Genomic DNA, 16,329 nt, shown 5'->3' on the forward strand with positions numbered 1-16,329 from the left:
CCGTCATTCCCGTCCGCACGAGGCGCCGGAGCACCCCGTCGCGACCCTCGCCCGACCGCTTCCGAACGGGTGACCGATGGGCACCTGACCGCCACCCCGAACACCCCGTCGAGCGGCAGGGCGGCCGGGGCGCGTTTCGCACCGGCCCCCGGCTCCGCGCCACCCCGCATATGCCCTGATCCCGGCGGGTGCGAGCCGCGCGAGTCCCCATGCGCGGGCGTACGCCGGACTGCTCACGCCGGATGACTTGCGTCAACTCCCCCGCAACAGCAAGGGTGTTCGGCGGACCCCCGCTCCACCCCGCCGATGGCATATGCCGGAAGCAAGAACGTGTCGAGTGTTGCCAAACCCCTTACGGGCCCCCGTCGGCTGTGCAACAGTCATGTTCGGTCCACCCCCACGAACCGGCCGTACCGCCTGTATCGGAGTACCAGATGCCGTCCCATCTGTTTGCGGACCGCCCCGCCCCACAACCGCCCGAGCGGGAAGCCGTCGATGCCCTGATCAACCGCGCTCGACTGCTCCGAGGCGATGTGGACGCCGTGCGGCGCGACACATCCGTGATCGACGACGACGATCTTCAGCTGCGCTGGCAGCGGGCCCTCTGCGAGCTCGCCGTCCACCAGCTCGACGACCTCGGCGAGCACCTGGGACAGCTGCGGGACGGCATATCCGGCTGCCCGGCGGCTTCGGGGTCCGCGGGCACGGTCTCCTCCGAGGCGCAGGCCGGCCCTCCGACGGGGTCGCTCCTCAGCAGGGTGGGCAGTGCGGAATGGAATCTGCTCACCGACGAGGTCAGCTGGTCCGAGGAGCTGTACCAGATCTTCGGCAGGGACCCGGGGAAGGGTGCGTTGTCGCTGGACGAGCTGCCGTCCGTGCTCCTCTCGGAGGACCAGCCGCTCCTGACGTCGATGGTGACGGACTGTCTGGTGGACGGCAGGCCGATAGACGGCGAATTCCGCATCCTGCTGCCCGACGGCGGCATGCGCACGCTGCACATGATGGGCGAACCCGTCCTGGACGCGGAGGGCTGCACCGCCTCGATGTGGGCGGTCCTGCGTGACGTCAGCAGGCTGAGGCGCACTCAGCACGTCGTGGGCAGGACCCGGGACACCCTGCGGCTGCGGGAGCACAGGGCGCACACGGAGCACCGGATGGCGGTCGAGCTCCAAGAGGCGGTCGTGCCCCCCTGGAGCGGCTCGCTGCCGGTGTCCGGCCGGTGCGCGGGCCGCCTGGACATCGCCGCGCACTACCTTCCGTCGGGGTCCAGCGATCTGATCGGCGGGGACTGGTACGACGCGCTGCCGCTCCCGGACGGAAGGACGCTGCTCACCGTGGGTGACCTCACGGGCCACGGCATCCCGGCCACGTCGGCCATGGCGATGCTGCTCGGGGCGCTGCGGGGCATGGCGGTGGCGGGTGTCGAGCCCGGGGCCGTGATGAGCCATCTGAACCAGCTGATCGAATGCTCGGCGCAGCCCGCCCTGGGAAGCGCGGTGTACTGCCGCTTCGACCCGGTGGCGTCCACGCTGACCTGGGCGCAGGCGGGGCACCCCGCGCCGCTGCTGTTCCGCAACGGAGTGGGGCGCCCCCTGCCCGCGCCGGACGGGGTGCTGCTCGGTGCCGCGTCAGGGGTCACCTACGAGCAGGACCAGGTGGACCTGCTCCCCGGCGACGTGCTGGTCCTGCACACCGACGGACTGACGCGGCACGACGAGCGGAGCGCCGGCCCGGACACACTTCTGGGGCTGGCACCTCGGTTCGCCCGGGCCCGCACGGCGCAGGACTGCGTACGGGCCGTCGTCGAGGAGATCGGATCGGCCGAACGACTGGACGACGCCTGCGTGTTGGTGGCCCGCGTCGAGGCATGAGGAATCGCCTGAGGGCGCAGTGCCGGTGAAGGACCACGGAGAACGGCAGAACTTACCCCTGCCCGGGCACAGCTGATCCCTCTGTTGGCAGGACTTCCCTGCCCCAGGGCCCCTGGCCGAGCTCCCTCGTCGCCCTTCCTTGCCGAACCTGCCTGCGCATCTCCCTGGCCGGAGATCCGGTTCAGATCTGCGAGCCTCTGGCCTTCTTGGCCGCCTGCGGGGGCAGGACGAGCTCGATCTCCTCGCGCAGGTCCTCGATCTTGCCGTAGCCCGCGAACTGCCCGGTGAGCCGGTACATCTCGCGCAGCCTGTCCCAGGTGCGGTGAGAGGAGGTCTCCCCCATCGACACCAGGGCGAGCCGTGCGTAGCGGTCTGCCTGCTCGGGGTCGTTGGCGATGAAGCAGGCCGACGCGAGCGAGATGTAGTCGAAGATCTTGGACCGCTGGCGACCGTTTATCCGCAGATCGAGTGCCTGCTTGGCGTGCCGCTGAGCCGTGGTCGCCGCCGCCGGGTCGTGCTCGGCGAGCGTACGGAAGGCCAGCGCCTGCATCCCGTGCATGTCCGCCTCGTCGAACATCTGCATCCAGCTCGGCGACGGCACGTCGCCCTTGTCCGAGACGAAGAGTTCCTCGGCCTCGCCCAGGGTGCGCCGCATGGCCTGTCCCCGGCCCATCGACGCCTGTGCCCAGGCCTCGATGGTGTGCAGCATCGCCCGCGTACGCGGCAGGGTCTCCTCCCCCGAGCCGGACTTGGCGAGCTTCATCAGGTCCAGGGCGTCGTCCGGCCGGCCCAGGTGGACCATCTGGCGGGCGGCCCGGGAGAGGGCCTCGCCCGCGCGCGGTCGGTCGCCGCCCTCGCGCGCCGCGTGGGCGGCGATGACGAAGTACTTCTGTGCCGTGGGTTCGAGGCCGACGTCGTGGGACATCCACCCGGCGAGGACGGCGAGGTTGGCGGCGACGCCCCACAGGCGGCGCTGCAGATGTTCAGGATGCCGGTAGGCGAGCATGCCGCCCACCTCGTTGAGCTGGCCCACGACCGCCTTGCGCTGGAGTCCGCCCCCTCTGGAGGCGTCCCAGGCCCGGAACACTTCGACCGAGCGCTCCAGGGCCTCGATCTCCTCCGATCCGATGGGCGCCGCCTCATAGAGATCGAAGCCCGCGTTGTCGGCGTACTGGGGGGAGTTGAGGTGGGAGGTCCGGGCCGCCGGAGCGGGCTCGGAGTGCAGCCAGTCGTGCATGGCGCCGGTGAGAGCTGAGCCAGCGGCGAGCGCGGCGCCCGCGCCCACCAAGCCGCGTCGGTTGAGCATGAGGTCCATTCCCGTGAATTCGGTGAGGACCGCTGCCGTCCGTTCGGGCGCCCACGGAAGTCCGTCGGGATTGTCCTGCGTCCCGGCTTTCCGCCGTTTCCCCACACGCCCGCGCCGGCCGAACCCGAGGTCCTCGATGGTCACGACACGGCCGAGTCGCTCGGTGAACAGAGCTGCCAGCACTTCGGGCACCGGATCGCGGGGGGACTCCCCCATGTCGATCCAGCGCCGGACCCGCGAGGTGTCGGTGGCGAGTTGGAGGTGGCCCATGGCCGCCGCCTGCCTGTTCACCATTCTCGCGAGTTCGCCCTTGGACCATCCGGCGAGGCCGAACAGGTCGGACAGGCGGGTGTTGGGTTCTCCGGTCACGTCAAGCCCCCAGGTTCTCGGCTGACTTGACCCTAGCCCCCCAGCGGATGCCGGGCGAATATTCGCCAGGGTTCGCCAGGGGTCGCCAGATGTTCCACTACCCGCAGGTCGGTGTCAGGTAGGAAAGCGCCACCCCGCCCGGCAGCCCTAGGTACTCCCCAGGGTGCCGAACGGCCGCCGGCCGGGGCGGCGCACGCAACTTGTCGGCGCACGAAGGGATCTGTCTCGCCCATGTACACAGCATCGTCCTCCGTGTCCGCCCCGCCCCGGCCGCTCCGTCCCATGGGGACGGGCAGCGGGCCGTATCTCGACCCCCGCGCCGCCGCACCGGCGTCCGGCACGGGTCGGACCCGGCGGGCGGCGGGGCCGGGCACCCAACCGCTCAGCGGACGGCTCGACCTGTCCGGCGCCCAGGGCGCACAGCTGCGGATGGCCATCGCCTCGGTCCACCGCATCTGCCCGGAGTTCAATCCGGTGCAGGTGCTCCGCCGCAGCGGCCGCTCGGTCCTCATCGTGGGCACCACCGGGCGCGCGACCGCGGTGGCCAAGTGTTTACTCGATCACTCCCCCGCCTGGACCGAGCGATTCCGGCACGAAATAGCTGCATATCGTGCCTTCGTCAGGCACCGTCCGCCGGTCCGGGTCCCTCGGCTCATCGCCGCCGACCCGGAGAACTGCACCCTGGTCATCGAGCGGATGCCGGGCCGCGTCGCGGCCCTGACGAGGCATCCGGCGGAGGCTCCGCCGCGCGCGGACCTGCGCGCCGTTCTCGGTGCGGTCAGCCGGGTCAACGCCTGGCGGCCGCCGGCCGGACTCTTCGACGCTCCGCTCGACTACGCCTCGCGCATCGCCCGCTATCACGAGTTGGGGCTCTTCACCGACCGTGATCTCGGCGATCTGCAGAAGCTGTTGCACGGTCTGGCCCACGCGGGCGGGCGGCAGGGCATGGGCCAGTTCTGCCACGGCGACGCCCTGCTCTCCAACATCCTGCTGCCGCCCACCGGCCCCGTGCTGGTCGACTGGGAGCACGCCGGCTGGTATCTGCCGGGGTACGACCTGGCGACGCTGTGGGCCGTGCTCGGTGACGCCCCTGCCTCACGCCGCCAGATCAGCCAGCTGGCGCAGGCCTCCGGCGCCGCTGCGCGTGACGCCTTCCTGGTCAACCTGATGATCGTGCTGACCCGCGAGATCCGTACGTACGAGACGGCCGTCCAGCGGGCCATGCGCGAAGGCGCCCCGGCCGGAGGCGGCCAGGCGCGGCAGGGTGTGCTGTCCTCCGGCGAGGAACAGCGGCTGCTGCTCCGCAGGCTGCACGACGACTGCGCGATGGCGCGGCGGGCCGTGCGCGCCGCGGTGGGCACCCGCTGAGCACGCCGGGACGACAAGCCTGACCTACGGGGGACGAGGAAAGCGCGCTGCGGGACCGGTGCCGACACACGGGTCCCGCAGCGCGTTGTCGGTGCTTCTCAGCCGCGGCTCATGGGCGCGCCCGCACCACATCGACGTCGGACGCCTTCACGAAGCCGATCCGGTGCCCGATCTGGACCGTGACGTACTTCTGCGCTCCCTGGAAGTACGTGTGGTCGTACGGCTTGGACGCGTCGATCGTCGGTGCGTAGTAGTAGCCGGTGGGTGCCTCGCCGCCCCCGGGGAACGCCTGCCCCTCCTTGATGGTGTAGACGAGCGGGCTGCCCACGGTCGGCTTGACGAAGTCCGCGGGATATTCCGCCTTCTCCGGGTACGCCACGCCGTACACGGGCACCTCGGTCCTCCCCGCCTTGGGCCGGACGACACGGCCGGATGTGGGGGTGACGACCCGGGAGCCTGCCGGGGTGCGGAACCACGCCTTCTCCCCGTACCACCAGATCGCCGTCCAGCCCTTCTCCTTGCCCGCGACGACGGCCTGCTGGGTGGCGCTGATCTTGCTGCCCCAGTCCGCGGCGCAGTTCGTGCCCGGCGAGCCGTCCGGGTGCAGTCCCGGGTCGGAGAAGAGTGGCGCGTCGTCGGACGGCCCGGTGTGCAGAGGCACGGCGCTGCTGCCCTGCCGGGGGAGGTCGACGCCCTTCTCGCAGTCCCGGAACTCCTGCTGGTTCTTCCCGAAGTCGGCGCTGACCGTGACCAGTTCGCTGCTCGCGGGAGCGCTGGGCACAGTGGGCTTCCCGAGCAGGGCCATGAAGCGGTTCCAGTCCCAGTACGGGCCCGGGTCCCAGTGCATGTTCTTCGTGCCCGCGGCGCTGGTGGGCGGTACACCGTCGTGGCCGAGGATGTGCTGCCGGTCGAGCGGGATGTCGTACTTCGCCGCCAGATGACGCACCAGTCGCGCGGTCGAGCGGTACATCTCGGGCGTGTACCACTTGGCGCCCTCGGCCGCGACGCCCTCCTGCTCGATGCCGATGGAGTGGGTGTTGAGGTACCAGTTGCCCGCTTGCCAAGCCACGTCCTTGTTCTTGACCATCTGCGTGACATGGCCGTCCGAGGAGCGCACCACGTAGTGGGCGGAGGTCTGGTTGGCCGGGTTCTGGAAGATCTTCAGAGTGGTGTCGAAGTCGACCTCGGTGTCGTGCAGGACGATGAACTTGACGGCGTTGCTGTCGGGCCGCTCCGCCGTGTCGTAGTTGCCGTACGTCTCCTTGTCGGCAGGGTCGCCGGTCTGCTGGTAGGCGGCCGGGACCCAGTCGCAGTCCAGGGTGCGCGGACATTCGGGGCGTACGGCGTCCGCGCCGGCCGCAGCCGGGGAGAGGAGCGCCACACTCAGCGCCCCCGCCGTGGTCAGTGCGAGCGCGAGTCTGATCCTCTGCTTCGACGTCATGACAACCCTTCCGGGGCCGGGGGTGGCGGAGCTGTCCTGCGGTGCTTTCCGCGTTCGTATGTCGGCGCACACTCTGTGGCGGGAGGTGTCGGTGCGTCAAGAGTGCAGTGTGCAACTAGACCTGAGCTTGTGTGACTATTCCGCGCGGTGCGTGCCCCGGATGGCCGAAGGGTAGTGCTGGCGCCGAAAGGACCGGTCCACGTGGACCGGTCCGGGTTACCGGAAAGGCCCGACGCACATGGCACAGCCCTTCTCACTGCCGGACTTCTACGTCCCGTACCCTGCGCGTCTCAATCCCCATCTGGAGGCCGCCCGGAGCCACACCCGGGCGTGGGCGCGCGGCATGGGGATGCTGGAGGGATCCGGAATCTGGGACGAGAAGGACCTCGAATCCCATGACTACGCGCTGCTCTGCGCGTACACCCACCCCGACTGCTCGGCGGAAGCCCTTTCCCTGGTCACCGACTGGTACGTGTGGGTCTTCTTCTTCGACGACCATTTCCTCGAACTCTTCAAGCGCACTCCGGACCGTGAGGGCGGCAAGCGGTATCTGGACCGGCTGCCCGCCTTCATGCCGATGGAGCGGGGTGCGGCCACACCCGAGCCGACGAATCCGGTGGAGGCGGGTCTGGCCGACCTGTGGACCAGGACCGTGCCGGCCATGTCGGACGCGTGGCGGGCGCGCTTCGCGGTGGCCACGGAGAATCTGCTCAACGAGTCCCTCTGGGAGCTCGCCAACATCAACGAGGGGCGCATCGCCAACCCCGTCGAGTACATCGAGATGCGCCGCAAGGTGGGCGGGGCGCCGTGGTCGGCCGGGCTGGTGGAGTACGCGGCGAACGCGGAGGTGCCGGCCCCGGTGGCGGACTCGCGTGCGCTGCGGGTGCTGCGGGACGCGTTCTCCGACGGTGTGCACCTGCGCAACGACCTGTTCTCGTACCAGCGTGAGGTCGAGGACGAGGGGGAGAACAGCAACGGTGTGCTGGTACTCGAGAGGTTCCTGGGCTGCACCACTCAGGAGGCGGCCGAGGCGGTCAACGATCTGCTGACCTCGCGCCTGCATCAGTTCGAGAACACCGCGCTGACGGAGCTCGGTCCGCTCTGTGCGGAGGCGGGGCTCGCCCCCGACGAGACGGTTGCCGTCCTGGCGTACGTCAAGGGGCTCCAGGACTGGCAGTCCGGCGGGCACGAGTGGCACATGCGTTCCAGCCGTTACATGAACGGCGGCGGCGCGGGAGAGAGCGTGCCCGGCTTCGGCATGGCCGCGGCTTCGCTGCGATTCACGCCTCGTTCGGAGTCCTTCCGGCTGCGCAGCCACGCCCATGTGCCGTTCCAGCACGTCGGTCCGTCGCTGCTGCCCGACTTCGAGATGCCGTTCAGCACGACGCTGAGCCCGCATCTGGACGGGGCGCGGGTGCGGATCGTGGACTGGTCACGCCGGATGGGCCTGCTGGAGGCGCAGCCCGGTGTGCCGGGTTCGCACATCTGGGACGAGGAGAGGCTCGTCGCGACCGATCTGCCCCTGTGCGCCGCCGGGTTGCATCCCGATGCCACTCCTGACGAGCTCGATCTGTCGTCGGGCTGGCTGACCTGGGGAACGTACGGCGACGACTGGTTCCCGGTGGTGCACGGCCGGACGCGTGATCTGGCCGGGGCGCGGCTGGCCAACGAGCGGTTGTCGCTGTTCATGCCGCTGGACGGCTCGCCGGTGCCGGAGCCGGTCAACGCACTGGAGCGCGGGCTCGCCGATCTCTGGGGGCGCACGTCCGGCCCGATGGACGAGGCCGCCCGGCGCACGTTCCGTGAGGCGGTGGAGTCCATGACGGCCAGCTGGCTGTGGGAGCTGGCGAATCAGGCGCAGAACCGGATTCCCGACCCGGTGGACTACATGGAGATGCGCCGGGCGACGTTCGGCTCGGATCTGACGATGAGCCTGTGCCGGCTGGGTCACGGCAAGAAGGTGCCCGAGGCGGTCTACCGCAGCGGACCGATGCGCTCCCTGGAGAACGCGGCCGCCGACTACGCGTGCCTGATGAACGACCTGTTCTCGTACCAGAAGGAGATCGAGTACGAGGGCGAGGTGCACAACGGCGTCCTGGTCGTGCAGAACTTCTTCGGGACGGACTATCCGACGGGGGTCGCGATCGTGCACGACCTGATGAAGTCGCGGATGCGTCAGTTCCAGCATGTCGCCGAGCGGGAACTGCCGGTGCTGTACGACGACTTCGCGCTGGACGCGGAGGTGCGGGAGATCCTGGCGGGCTATGTCGTGGAGCTCCAGCACTGGATGGCCGGAATCCTGATCTGGCACCGGGACTGCCGCCGCTACCGCGAGCAGGATCTGCGGCGGGGCACGGGAACCCCGTGGCACATCAGTGGTCCCACGGGGTTCGGGACGTCGGCGGCGCGGGTGACGCGCCTGCTGACGGCGCAGGGACGTTTCAGCCCTGTTGGAACAGCTCTGCCGGAAGCGGCTTCAGCAGGGCGTACAGATCGTCGGTGATCGGCCGGTCCCAGCTGGCGATGGTGACGAGCACGCCGTCGCTCCGGTCGAACTGGACGCAGGAGATGCGGCTCTCGGAGAGCTTGATGCGGCGCACGATCAGCAGGCTGTCCCCCTGCATGACGGGCACGTCCTCGGTGCCGGTCACCTCGACCGGCTCGTCGTTCTCGAGCGCGAGGAGGAGCTGGGCCACCTCGAAGGGGACCTGGCCCTCCTCGGTCTCGCGGGCGGGTGATCCCTCGGGCAGGTTGCCGATGATCATCGCGGGACCGCGGCCGCCGAACAGGTCGTAGCGCAGGAAGACGCCCTGGCAGCTCCCGTCGGGAGCGGGAAGGAGACCGGCGCCGAGGTTGCCGGGCCAGTCCCCCGGATCCATGGCCAGGACATCGAAGTCCGGGCCCGCGGGTGTGGCGGCGCTACGGCGGCGGAGGAAGGACATGGGGCCATGTTACGTGTCCCGGCTCACCTTGCGGAGCCGGGCACTCCTAAGCCCCTTCGCCGGGATCAGGCCTCATCCGGCCCGATCCCGGCGAAGGACCCTGGCCGGACTCCGCCGCCAGCGCCTCCAGCACCTGGACCGCTTCGGCCGCACGCGTGTGCGGGACGAACAGGTGGTCGTGGTGGAATCCGGCGACCACGTTGCAGCTGATCCCGGCATCAGTGAGGGCCAGTGAGACCGCGGCGGTCAGCCCGACGGCGTCGAGCGCCGAGTGCACACGGAGAGTGATCCAGCCCGCGACGAAGTGGAACTCCAGCCCCGACGCGACCGCCTGCCCCTCGGGGACGACCAGCGTCAGGCCCTCGCGCTCGGCGACGGTGACGACGGGGGTGACACCGGTGGGCACCTCACCGCCGGGTACGGCCGTGAAGACGTAGCGGCCGGGATTCAGTTCCGGCCTCATGCCGTGCAGCAGTGTGCGCAGATCGCGTTCGCCCGTCATGAGGCCACGCTACGGCCGCGCGCGGGCACCCGCGCGCCTGCGGGATGCGTTCCTGTCCGGACGAGTAAGCCATTCGGGCACGCCATGTATCCATACGCTCACCTTGCGTGGCACCGGTGCTTGATCGCCCATAGCTTCGGCTCATGAGGAAAAAACACATGAAATGCCTGGCGGGTATCACCGTCAGCACTGCCACGGCCCTGGGTCTCGCGGCCGTCCCCTCGGCCGCCACCGGACACGGTGATCATGTGGTGCGCCCGGGCGAGTCCATCCAGAGCGCGGTGGACGCCGCGCACCCCGGGGACACCATCGTCATCCTGCCGGGCACGTACCACGAGAGCGTCCTGGTCACCAAGCCGGGCCTGACCCTCCAGGGCATGGGCCGGCGGACGGTCATCACGCCCGCGGCGGCGAAGAGCAAGAAGGCGACCAACGGCAAGAAGGCGGCCAACGCCTGCGCCGCCGGCGGGAACGGCATCTGCGTCATCGGCGCCAAGGGCCGCACCGTCGACGGTGTCACCATCCGTGCACTGACCGTCTCCGGCTTCAGCAAGAGCGGTATCTGGGCCTCCTGGACCGACGAGCTGGCCGTCCGCAAGGTGACCGCCCGTTCCAACGGCACCTGGGGCATCGCGCAGGAGCGGTCGACCCGCGCCGACTTCCGGCGCAACACCGCGACCGGCAACGGCGACGCGGGGATCTTCATCGCCAACTCGGTCAGCGAGGAGGGCGGGGCGACCGACACCGGAGGGACGGTGGTCCTGGACAACTCGGTGAGCGGGAACCGCATCGGTGTCACCGCCCGCCGGGTCAGGAACCTCGTCATCGACGGCAACACCCTGACCGGCAACTGCAGCGGTGTCTTCGTCGTGGGAGACGAGTCCAAGCCCGCGGCCGGCGCGATGACGGTCAGCGGCAACCGGATCGTGAAGAACAACAAGTTCTGTGCGGCGACCCCGCGTCTGTCGGCGATCCAGGGATCCGGGATCGTCCTCACCGGCAGTGAGCGCACCGTCGTACGGTCCAACGTCATCCGGGACAACGTCGGCTCGACCCCGCTGTCGGGCGGGATCCTCCTGTTCAAGAGCTTCGTCGGCGCGCTGAACACCGACAACACGATCAGCGAGAACCTCGTGCAGGGCAACCAGCCCGCCGACCTCGCCAACCGCGACACCTCCGGCAAGGGCAACACCTTCGTCAGCAACACGTGCGGGACGTCCGTACCGGCCGGGATGTGTGCCGGATGACGGCTGACCACCGCACCAGCAGAAACGAGACGGCATGACCACCGTGAGTCCCACCCCCGACACCACTCCCCTGAAGTCCACCATCACCACCGCCAAGCCCGCCGAGGCCCCGTCCCCGCCGCCGGCCATGCGCCTGCGGGAGCTGGCGTTCGGAGCGGCCGTGGCCGCCGCCGTACGCGCCGCGGCCAGACTGCGAGTCGCCGACGCGCTCGACGAGACGCCCGCGTTCGCCGCCGAGCTCGCCCTCGTCGTGGACACCGAGCCGGCACCGCTGCGGCGGCTGCTGCGCGCGCTGTGCTGCTACGGGATCTTCAGCGAGACGCCGGAGGGGAAGTTCGTCCACACGGAGATGTCCCGGCTGCTGCGCGAGGACGACCCGAACAGCCTGCGCTACATCTCGCTGTGGTGCACCGAGCCCTGGACCTGGGACGTCTGGCCGCGCCTGGAGGACGCCGTGCGCTCCGGCACGACCGTCTTCCCGGAGACGTTCGGCAAGGGCTTCTTCGAATACCTCCACCAGGACGCGGGCGAGTCCGCCCAGGTGTTCAACCGGGCCATGACCACGTCGAGCGTGCAGTCCGCCCGGGACGTCGCCGAGCTCCTCGACCTCACCGGGGTGTCCTCGGTCGCCGACATCGGCGGCGGTCAGGGCCATGTGCTCGCCAGCCTGCTGGAGAAGCACCCCTCGGTCCAGGGCACGCTCATGGACCTGCCGGGTGTCGTGGCGAGGGCGGACGCCCGGCTGCGGGACGGCGGCGAGCTCGCGGACCGGGTGCGGATCGTGCCCGGTGACTGCCGTGAGGAGATCCCGGTCGGCGTGGATCTCTATGTCATCAAGAACATCCTCGAATGGGACGACGAGAGCACGCGCAGGACCCTGCGCAACGTGGTCGAGGCGGCCCGTCCCGGTGCCCGTGTCGTGATCATCGAGAACCTCGTCGACGACACCCCGTCGATGCGGTTCACCACCGCCATGGACCTGCTGCTCCTGCTCAACGTGGGCGGTGCGAAGCACACGCGCGAGAGCCTGGTCTCACGTCTGTCCGAGGCGGGCCTGCGGGTGGGCGAGATCAGCCCGGTCAACGCGTACCTGCACGCTTTCGAGTGCCGCGTCCCGTAACCGGCGCCTCCCCACAGGACCGCCCCGGGCCCGGCACGTGAGTGCCGGGCCCGGGGCGGTCGTCCGTCCGTCAGGAGGCGCCGTCGCGCTGCCACCGGTAGAACGGCTGGGCCATGGCGTCCTTCGGACCGCGCCAGGTCTGCGGGTCGTAGGGGCTCACGAAGGCGGTGAGCCGGTCGCTGATGGCCTTGAACTCGGGGTGCTCCGTCACCTTGGCGATCTCCGGGCCCGGGGGCCGGTCGGACTCGATCAGGTGCAGGTACACGTCGCCGAACTGGAACAGCGTGCGCCTGTTGACGCCGACGAGGTGGGGCAGATCGGTGTTGTCGGAGGCCTCGAACAGCTTCGCGATGTCCGGTGCGGACTCGGGTGCCATCCGGGCGACGATCAGTGCGTGGTGCATCCGGCTGCCTTTCGGGGCATCAGTTGGCGGGGACCGCGGCGGAACGGCGCTCGCGGTCGCGCTGCTCGATCTTGTCGCGGATGAGTTCGAGCTGGACGCGGGAGTTCCGGTTGATGTTGTCGGTCATCCACGCGTCGTCGACCGGCGCGTCGGGCCGCATCGCGAAGTCCTGCCGCCAGTGCATCCGCGTACCGCCGGGGACCTCCGAGTACTCCCACCGGATGTCCATGTGCTGGAAGGGTCCGGGCTCCACACGCCGGGCGCGTACGTTGAGTCCCTGGCGGTCGGTGGTGCGCTCGGAGACCCAGCTCCAGACCTTGCCGTTGTCGTCGGGGTGCATGGTGAGCCGGAAGGTCGTCTTCTGGCCCTCCCGCTTCATCACCTCGACGGCCGCGTACTCGCTGAACAGCTGCGGCCAGTTCTCGAGATCGTTCGTCATGTCCCAGACGAGGTCCAGGGGGGCGGCGATGGTGATCTCGTTCTCGGTGTGTCCGGACACGTCAGGCTCCTGTCACGAGGGTGTTGTTCACGAGGTCGAGGAACTCCCGGGGCGTCTTGCACCGGTCGGCGTCGGCGGGCAGCGGGTGGCCGTACCGGTTCTCCAGTGCGGCGACGATGCCGAGCAGGCCGAGGGAGTCCAGGCCGTACTCGTCGAAGGCCGAGCCGGGGCTGCCCTCCATCTGCTGCGGTTCGACCGAGATGCCCGCGCCGCTCTTCATCAGCGCGGCCAGCTCCTCGTACGTCAGTTGTGCGGTCATGGGGTACTCCTTCTCAGAGCGGGGTGTCGGTGGGGCGCCGCAGCACCAGGGCGGAGTTCGAGCCCATCAGCCCGCGGCTCAGCACCAGCGCCGTCCGCAGTTCCGCGGGACGCGCACGGCCGGTGACCACGTCCAGGTCGTGGCAGACCTCGAACACGTTGGGCGTGGGCGGGATCAGGCCGTGTTCCATGGCGAGCGCCGCAGCGGCCGTGTCGAGCACGGGCGCGCCGCAGTAGGCACGGCCGATCCCCGTCTTGGGGGCGGTCACCGGGACGCGCCGTCCGTGCGCTCCGAGGGCGTCGGCGATCGCGAGGGCTTCGGCGCGGTCCGCGGCGGGCACGCCGAGCGCGTCCGCGAAGACGACGTCGATCTCCTCGGGCGCGCATCCGGCCTCGCGCAGTGCCCCTTCGATCGCGTGGGCCAGCCCCTCACGGGACTGCTCCCAGCGGGAGGCGCCGGTGAAGGTGGCGGCGTGTCCGGCCAGTTCGGCCCGGATCCTGGCGCCGCGGTCGCGGGCCTTCGCCTCCTCCTCGACCACCAGCATGGCCCCGCCCTCGGCCGGCACGAATCCGCAGGCGTCGGCGGTGAAGGGCCGGTAGGCGCGCGAGGGTTCGTCGCAGCGGCTGAGGTCCTCGTAGCCGAGCTGGCAGACGACCGAGTACGGCGCGAGGGGTGCTTCCGCTGCGCCGACGACCACGGCGTCGGTGCCGCGCCCGATCGACCGCGCGGCGTGCATGACCGCGTCGAGACCGCCGGCCTCGTCGCTGGCCACGACGGCGCAGGGTCCCTTGAAGCCGCCCCGGATCGAGATCTGGCCGGTGCTGGCCGCGTAGAACCAGGCGATGGACTGGTAGGGGCCGACGAACTTGGAGCCCTGGCCCCAGAGCCGTTGCAGCTCCCGCTGGCCGAATTCACCGCCGCCGGAGCCGGCGGCGGTCACCACCCCGACCTTGAACGGCTCGTCCTCGTAGTCGGCACGGCCGAGCCGCGCGTCCTCGAGGGCGAGATCGGCGGCCGCCATCGCGTAGTGGGTGAAACGGTCGGTCTGGACGAGGTAGCGCTCCTCCACGGCCGCGACCGGGTCGAAGTCCCTGACCTCGCCCGCGACCCGCAGCGGAAGGTTCTCGCAGCCCTCGCGCGAGACCGTGTCCAGGACGCTGACGCCTTCCTGCGTCTGCTTCCAGAAGGCACCGGTGCTGCTCCCGTTGGGAGCGATGACACCGATTCCCGTGATGACGGACCGTCGGTGTGCCGAGCTGGTCATGGGGTCCTCCCGCCTGATCGGGTCAGGGCGACGGCGGACTGGAAGCCACCGAACCCGCTGCCTACCGAGAGCACGCTGCGCAGCTTGAGCGGCCGTGCGGTGCGCGGTACGTAGTCGAGGTCGCACTCGGGGTCCGCGGTCTCGTAGTTGGCCGTCGGGGGCACCGTCTGGTGTTCGAGGGCCAGGACGCACGCGGCGATCTCGATCGCTCCGATGGCGCCCAGAGAGTGTCCGACCATGGACTTGATCGAGCTCATCGGCACCTTGTACGCGTGTGCGCCGAGCGCCCGCTTCACGGCCGCCGTCTCGTGCCGGTCGTTCTGCTTGGTGCCCGAGCCGTGCGCGTTGACGTAGTCGACCTGCGATCCGTCGAGCCGGGCGTGTCCGAGGGCGGTGTTGATGGCCTCGGCCATCTCCAGGCCCTCACTGGTCAGCCCGGTCATGTGGTAGGCGTTGCCGAAGGTGGCGTAGCCGGATATCTCGCAGTAGATGGTCGCCCCGCGAGCCCGTGCGTGCTCCAGCTCCTCGAGTACGAGGACGGCTCCGCCCTCGCCCATGACGAAGCCGTCGCGGCGGGCGTCGAACGGCCGGGAGGCGTGCTCCGGGTCGTCGTTGTTCGCCGAGGTCGCCTTGATGGCGTCGAAGCAGGCGACGGTGATCGGGGTGATCGGGGTGTCGGAGGCCCCGGCGACGCAGATGTCGACCCGGCCCTCCTCGACGGACTGGAAGGCGTATCCGATGGCGTCCAGTCCCGAGGTGCAGCCGGTCGAGACGGTCTGTACGGGGCCGTGCGCGCCGACCTCCTCCGCCACGGCGGAGGCGAGGGTACTGGGGGAGAACGCCCGTTCCAGGTGAGCGCCCGCCGGCCGGTGGTCGACGTCCCAGCGGGCACCGCTGCCGCTGACGGCGACGTAGTCGTGTTCGAGGCGGGTGGTGCCTCCGACCGCGGTGCCGAGGGAGACCCCTACGCGCCAGGGGTCCTCCTTCTCCATGTCGAGCCCGGCGTCGCCGAGTGCTTCGCGCGCGGCCACCAGGGCGAACTGGACGTACCGGTCCGAACGTGCGATCAGCTCGTCGTCCAGGCCGTACGCGACGGGGTCGAAGTCGCACTCCGCGGCGATGCGCGAGCGGAACGCCGCGGGGTCGAAGAGGGTGATGCCCCGGGTGGCGGTCCGGCCGTTGGAGAGCAGGTCCCAGAAGGCCGGGGCTCCGATGCCACCGGGGGCGACGACGCCGACCCCGGTGACTGCCACACGCCGTGTCATGACGCGGCCCCCGTTCGTTCTGGCGGCGCGTAGCCGTCGCTGGGGTCCGCACTCTCCGTGACCTCGGTGTCCACGTGTCCGAGCTCGGGGCGCGGGGCGAGCGGGCCGAGGTGGAAGACCATCCGCGCCTCCACGTCGCCGACGTTGCGGAAGCGGTGACGGACGTGCGGCGGGATCAGCAGCCCCTGGTCGGGCCGGATCGCGTGCGACTCGCCGTCCAGGTCCACTTCGAGGAGCCCCTGCACGACGTACACGAACTCCTCGGAGTACGGGTGGTAGTGCTCGCCGATGCGCTCACCGGGGCCGACGATGGCCAGCCCCATGAAGCCGCTGGTGGCACCCACAGCCGTGGGGGTGAGCAGAGCGCGCAGGTCGCCTCCGCGCCTGCGGTTGGGCTGAGTCTCGCTGAGGTCCACGATGCGAGGCCGGTGGGTGGTCATGGCTGGTCTCCTCCAGGCACGTTGTGCTGTGTG

At 70.3% G+C, this 16,329-nt stretch carries 15 protein-coding genes; 5 read left to right on the forward strand and 10 right to left on the reverse strand.

Translation table 11 applies throughout. The features are described 5' to 3' along the window. Positions 1-434 precede the first annotated feature (434 nt). Entirely contained in the window at positions 435-1,871 is a 1,437-nt protein-coding gene (locus AMK10_RS21540) for a PP2C family protein-serine/threonine phosphatase (protein WP_073749537.1), read from the forward strand. A gap of 181 nt (positions 1,872-2,052) precedes the next feature. Here the strand turns inward: AMK10_RS21540 and AMK10_RS21545 are convergent, their stop codons facing one another. Next, on the reverse strand, positions 2,053-3,546 hold the full coding sequence (locus AMK10_RS21545; protein ID WP_073749538.1) for a DNA-binding protein NsdB: 1,494 nt from the start codon (positions 3,544-3,546) through the stop codon (positions 2,053-2,055). Between the two features lie 231 nt (positions 3,547-3,777). Here AMK10_RS21545 and AMK10_RS21550 point away from each other — a divergent pair, with 231 nt between their 5' ends. Further along, positions 3,778-4,914 (forward strand): aminoglycoside phosphotransferase family protein, encoded by a 1,137-nt coding sequence (locus AMK10_RS21550; RefSeq protein WP_073749539.1) that lies wholly within the window; start codon positions 3,778-3,780, stop codon positions 4,912-4,914. A 109-nt stretch (positions 4,915-5,023) separates the two neighbouring features. On the opposite strand, the gene AMK10_RS21555 is transcribed toward AMK10_RS21550, so the two are convergent. After that, positions 5,024-6,355 carry an N-acetylmuramoyl-L-alanine amidase gene (locus AMK10_RS21555; protein WP_073749540.1) on the reverse strand — a complete coding sequence of 444 codons (1,332 nt, stop codon included), beginning with the start codon at positions 6,353-6,355 and terminating at the stop codon, positions 5,024-5,026. Positions 6,356-6,593: 238 nt separating this feature from the next. Between AMK10_RS21555 and AMK10_RS21560 the strand changes: the two genes are divergently transcribed. Further along, positions 6,594-8,858 carry a terpene synthase family protein gene (locus AMK10_RS21560; RefSeq protein ID WP_073749541.1) on the forward strand — a complete coding sequence of 755 codons (2,265 nt, stop codon included), beginning with the start codon at positions 6,594-6,596 and terminating at the stop codon, positions 8,856-8,858. On the opposite strand, the gene AMK10_RS21565 is transcribed toward AMK10_RS21560, so the two are convergent. Both AMK10_RS21565 and AMK10_RS21570 read right to left on the reverse strand, forming a co-directional pair. Beyond that, positions 8,797-9,297, reverse strand: a complete 501-nt coding sequence (locus AMK10_RS21565; protein WP_031095964.1) for a hypothetical protein — start codon at positions 9,295-9,297, stop codon at positions 8,797-8,799. The genes AMK10_RS21560 and AMK10_RS21565 overlap by 62 nt on opposite strands. 46 nt (positions 9,298-9,343) lie before the next feature. After that, positions 9,344-9,799: an ACT domain-containing protein gene (locus tag AMK10_RS21570; protein ID WP_073749542.1), complete on the reverse strand. Its 456-nt coding sequence runs from the start codon at positions 9,797-9,799 to the stop codon at positions 9,344-9,346. 158 nt (positions 9,800-9,957) lie between these two features. On the opposite strand from AMK10_RS21570, the gene AMK10_RS21575 reads away from it, so the two are divergent. Both AMK10_RS21575 and AMK10_RS21580 read left to right on the forward strand, forming a co-directional pair. Further along, a complete protein-coding gene (locus AMK10_RS21575; RefSeq protein ID WP_073749543.1) occupies positions 9,958-11,046 on the forward strand; it encodes a right-handed parallel beta-helix repeat-containing protein in 1,089 nt (362 codons plus the stop codon). A gap of 34 nt (positions 11,047-11,080) precedes the next feature. Beyond that, a complete protein-coding gene (locus tag AMK10_RS21580) occupies positions 11,081-12,166 on the forward strand; it encodes a methyltransferase (RefSeq protein ID WP_073749544.1) in 1,086 nt (361 codons plus the stop codon). 70 nt (positions 12,167-12,236) lie between these two features. Here AMK10_RS21580 and AMK10_RS21585 read toward each other — a convergent pair whose 3' ends face one another. The 6 genes from AMK10_RS21585 to AMK10_RS21610 are packed head-to-tail and all read right to left on the reverse strand — an operon-like array spanning position 12,237 to position 16,296. Continuing rightward, on the reverse strand, positions 12,237-12,569 hold the full coding sequence (locus tag AMK10_RS21585; protein ID WP_073749545.1) for a TcmI family type II polyketide cyclase: 333 nt from the start codon (positions 12,567-12,569) through the stop codon (positions 12,237-12,239). Between the two features lie 19 nt (positions 12,570-12,588). Further along, positions 12,589-13,068, reverse strand: coding sequence for an SRPBCC family protein (locus tag AMK10_RS21590; RefSeq protein WP_073749546.1), 480 nt, complete (start codon positions 13,066-13,068; stop codon positions 12,589-12,591). Position 13,069: 1 nt separating this feature from the next. Beyond that, on the reverse strand, positions 13,070-13,327 hold the full coding sequence (locus AMK10_RS21595; RefSeq protein WP_073749547.1) for an acyl carrier protein: 258 nt from the start codon (positions 13,325-13,327) through the stop codon (positions 13,070-13,072). A gap of 13 nt (positions 13,328-13,340) precedes the next feature. Next, positions 13,341-14,591, reverse strand: coding sequence for a ketosynthase chain-length factor (locus AMK10_RS21600; protein WP_073749548.1), 1,251 nt, complete (start codon positions 14,589-14,591; stop codon positions 13,341-13,343). Next, on the reverse strand, positions 14,588-15,856 hold the full coding sequence (locus tag AMK10_RS21605; RefSeq protein WP_073749549.1) for a beta-ketoacyl-[acyl-carrier-protein] synthase family protein: 1,269 nt from the start codon (positions 15,854-15,856) through the stop codon (positions 14,588-14,590). The genes AMK10_RS21600 and AMK10_RS21605 overlap by 4 nt, the downstream gene beginning before the upstream one ends. Next, positions 15,853-16,296 (reverse strand): cupin domain-containing protein, encoded by a 444-nt coding sequence (locus AMK10_RS21610; protein WP_073749550.1) that lies wholly within the window; start codon positions 16,294-16,296, stop codon positions 15,853-15,855. Before AMK10_RS21610 ends, AMK10_RS21605 begins: the two co-directional genes overlap by 4 nt. Positions 16,297-16,329 lie beyond the last annotated feature (33 nt).

The organism is Streptomyces sp. CB02058 (assembly GCF_001905505.1).
GTDB lineage: Bacteria > Actinomycetota > Actinomycetes > Streptomycetales > Streptomycetaceae > Streptomyces.

What these genes read in the sequence shown, in the direction of transcription:
- AMK10_RS21540 (WP_073749537.1), top strand. Translation starts at nt 435, where the DNA reads ATGCCGTCCCATCTGTTTGCGGACCGCCCCGCCCCACAACCGCCCGAG.
- AMK10_RS21550 (WP_073749539.1), top strand. Translation starts at nt 3,778, where the DNA reads ATGTACACAGCATCGTCCTCCGTGTCCGCCCCGCCCCGGCCGCTCCGT.
- AMK10_RS21555 (WP_073749540.1), bottom strand. Translation starts at nt 6,355, where the DNA reads ATGACGTCGAAGCAGAGGATCAGACTCGCGCTCGCACTGACCACGGCG.
- AMK10_RS21560 (WP_073749541.1), top strand. Translation starts at nt 6,594, where the DNA reads ATGGCACAGCCCTTCTCACTGCCGGACTTCTACGTCCCGTACCCTGCG.
- AMK10_RS21565 (WP_031095964.1), bottom strand. Translation starts at nt 9,297, where the DNA reads ATGTCCTTCCTCCGCCGCCGTAGCGCCGCCACACCCGCGGGCCCGGAC.
- AMK10_RS21570 (WP_073749542.1), bottom strand. Translation starts at nt 9,799, where the DNA reads ATGACGGGCGAACGCGATCTGCGCACACTGCTGCACGGCATGAGGCCG.
- AMK10_RS21575 (WP_073749543.1), top strand. Translation starts at nt 9,958, where the DNA reads ATGAAATGCCTGGCGGGTATCACCGTCAGCACTGCCACGGCCCTGGGT.
- AMK10_RS21580 (WP_073749544.1), top strand. Translation starts at nt 11,081, where the DNA reads ATGACCACCGTGAGTCCCACCCCCGACACCACTCCCCTGAAGTCCACC.
- AMK10_RS21585 (WP_073749545.1), bottom strand. Translation starts at nt 12,569, where the DNA reads ATGCACCACGCACTGATCGTCGCCCGGATGGCACCCGAGTCCGCACCG.
- AMK10_RS21595 (WP_073749547.1), bottom strand. Translation starts at nt 13,327, where the DNA reads ATGACCGCACAACTGACGTACGAGGAGCTGGCCGCGCTGATGAAGAGC.
- AMK10_RS21600 (WP_073749548.1), bottom strand. Translation starts at nt 14,591, where the DNA reads ATGACCAGCTCGGCACACCGACGGTCCGTCATCACGGGAATCGGTGTC.
- AMK10_RS21605 (WP_073749549.1), bottom strand. Translation starts at nt 15,856, where the DNA reads ATGACACGGCGTGTGGCAGTCACCGGGGTCGGCGTCGTCGCCCCCGGT.
- AMK10_RS21610 (WP_073749550.1), bottom strand. Translation starts at nt 16,296, where the DNA reads ATGACCACCCACCGGCCTCGCATCGTGGACCTCAGCGAGACTCAGCCC.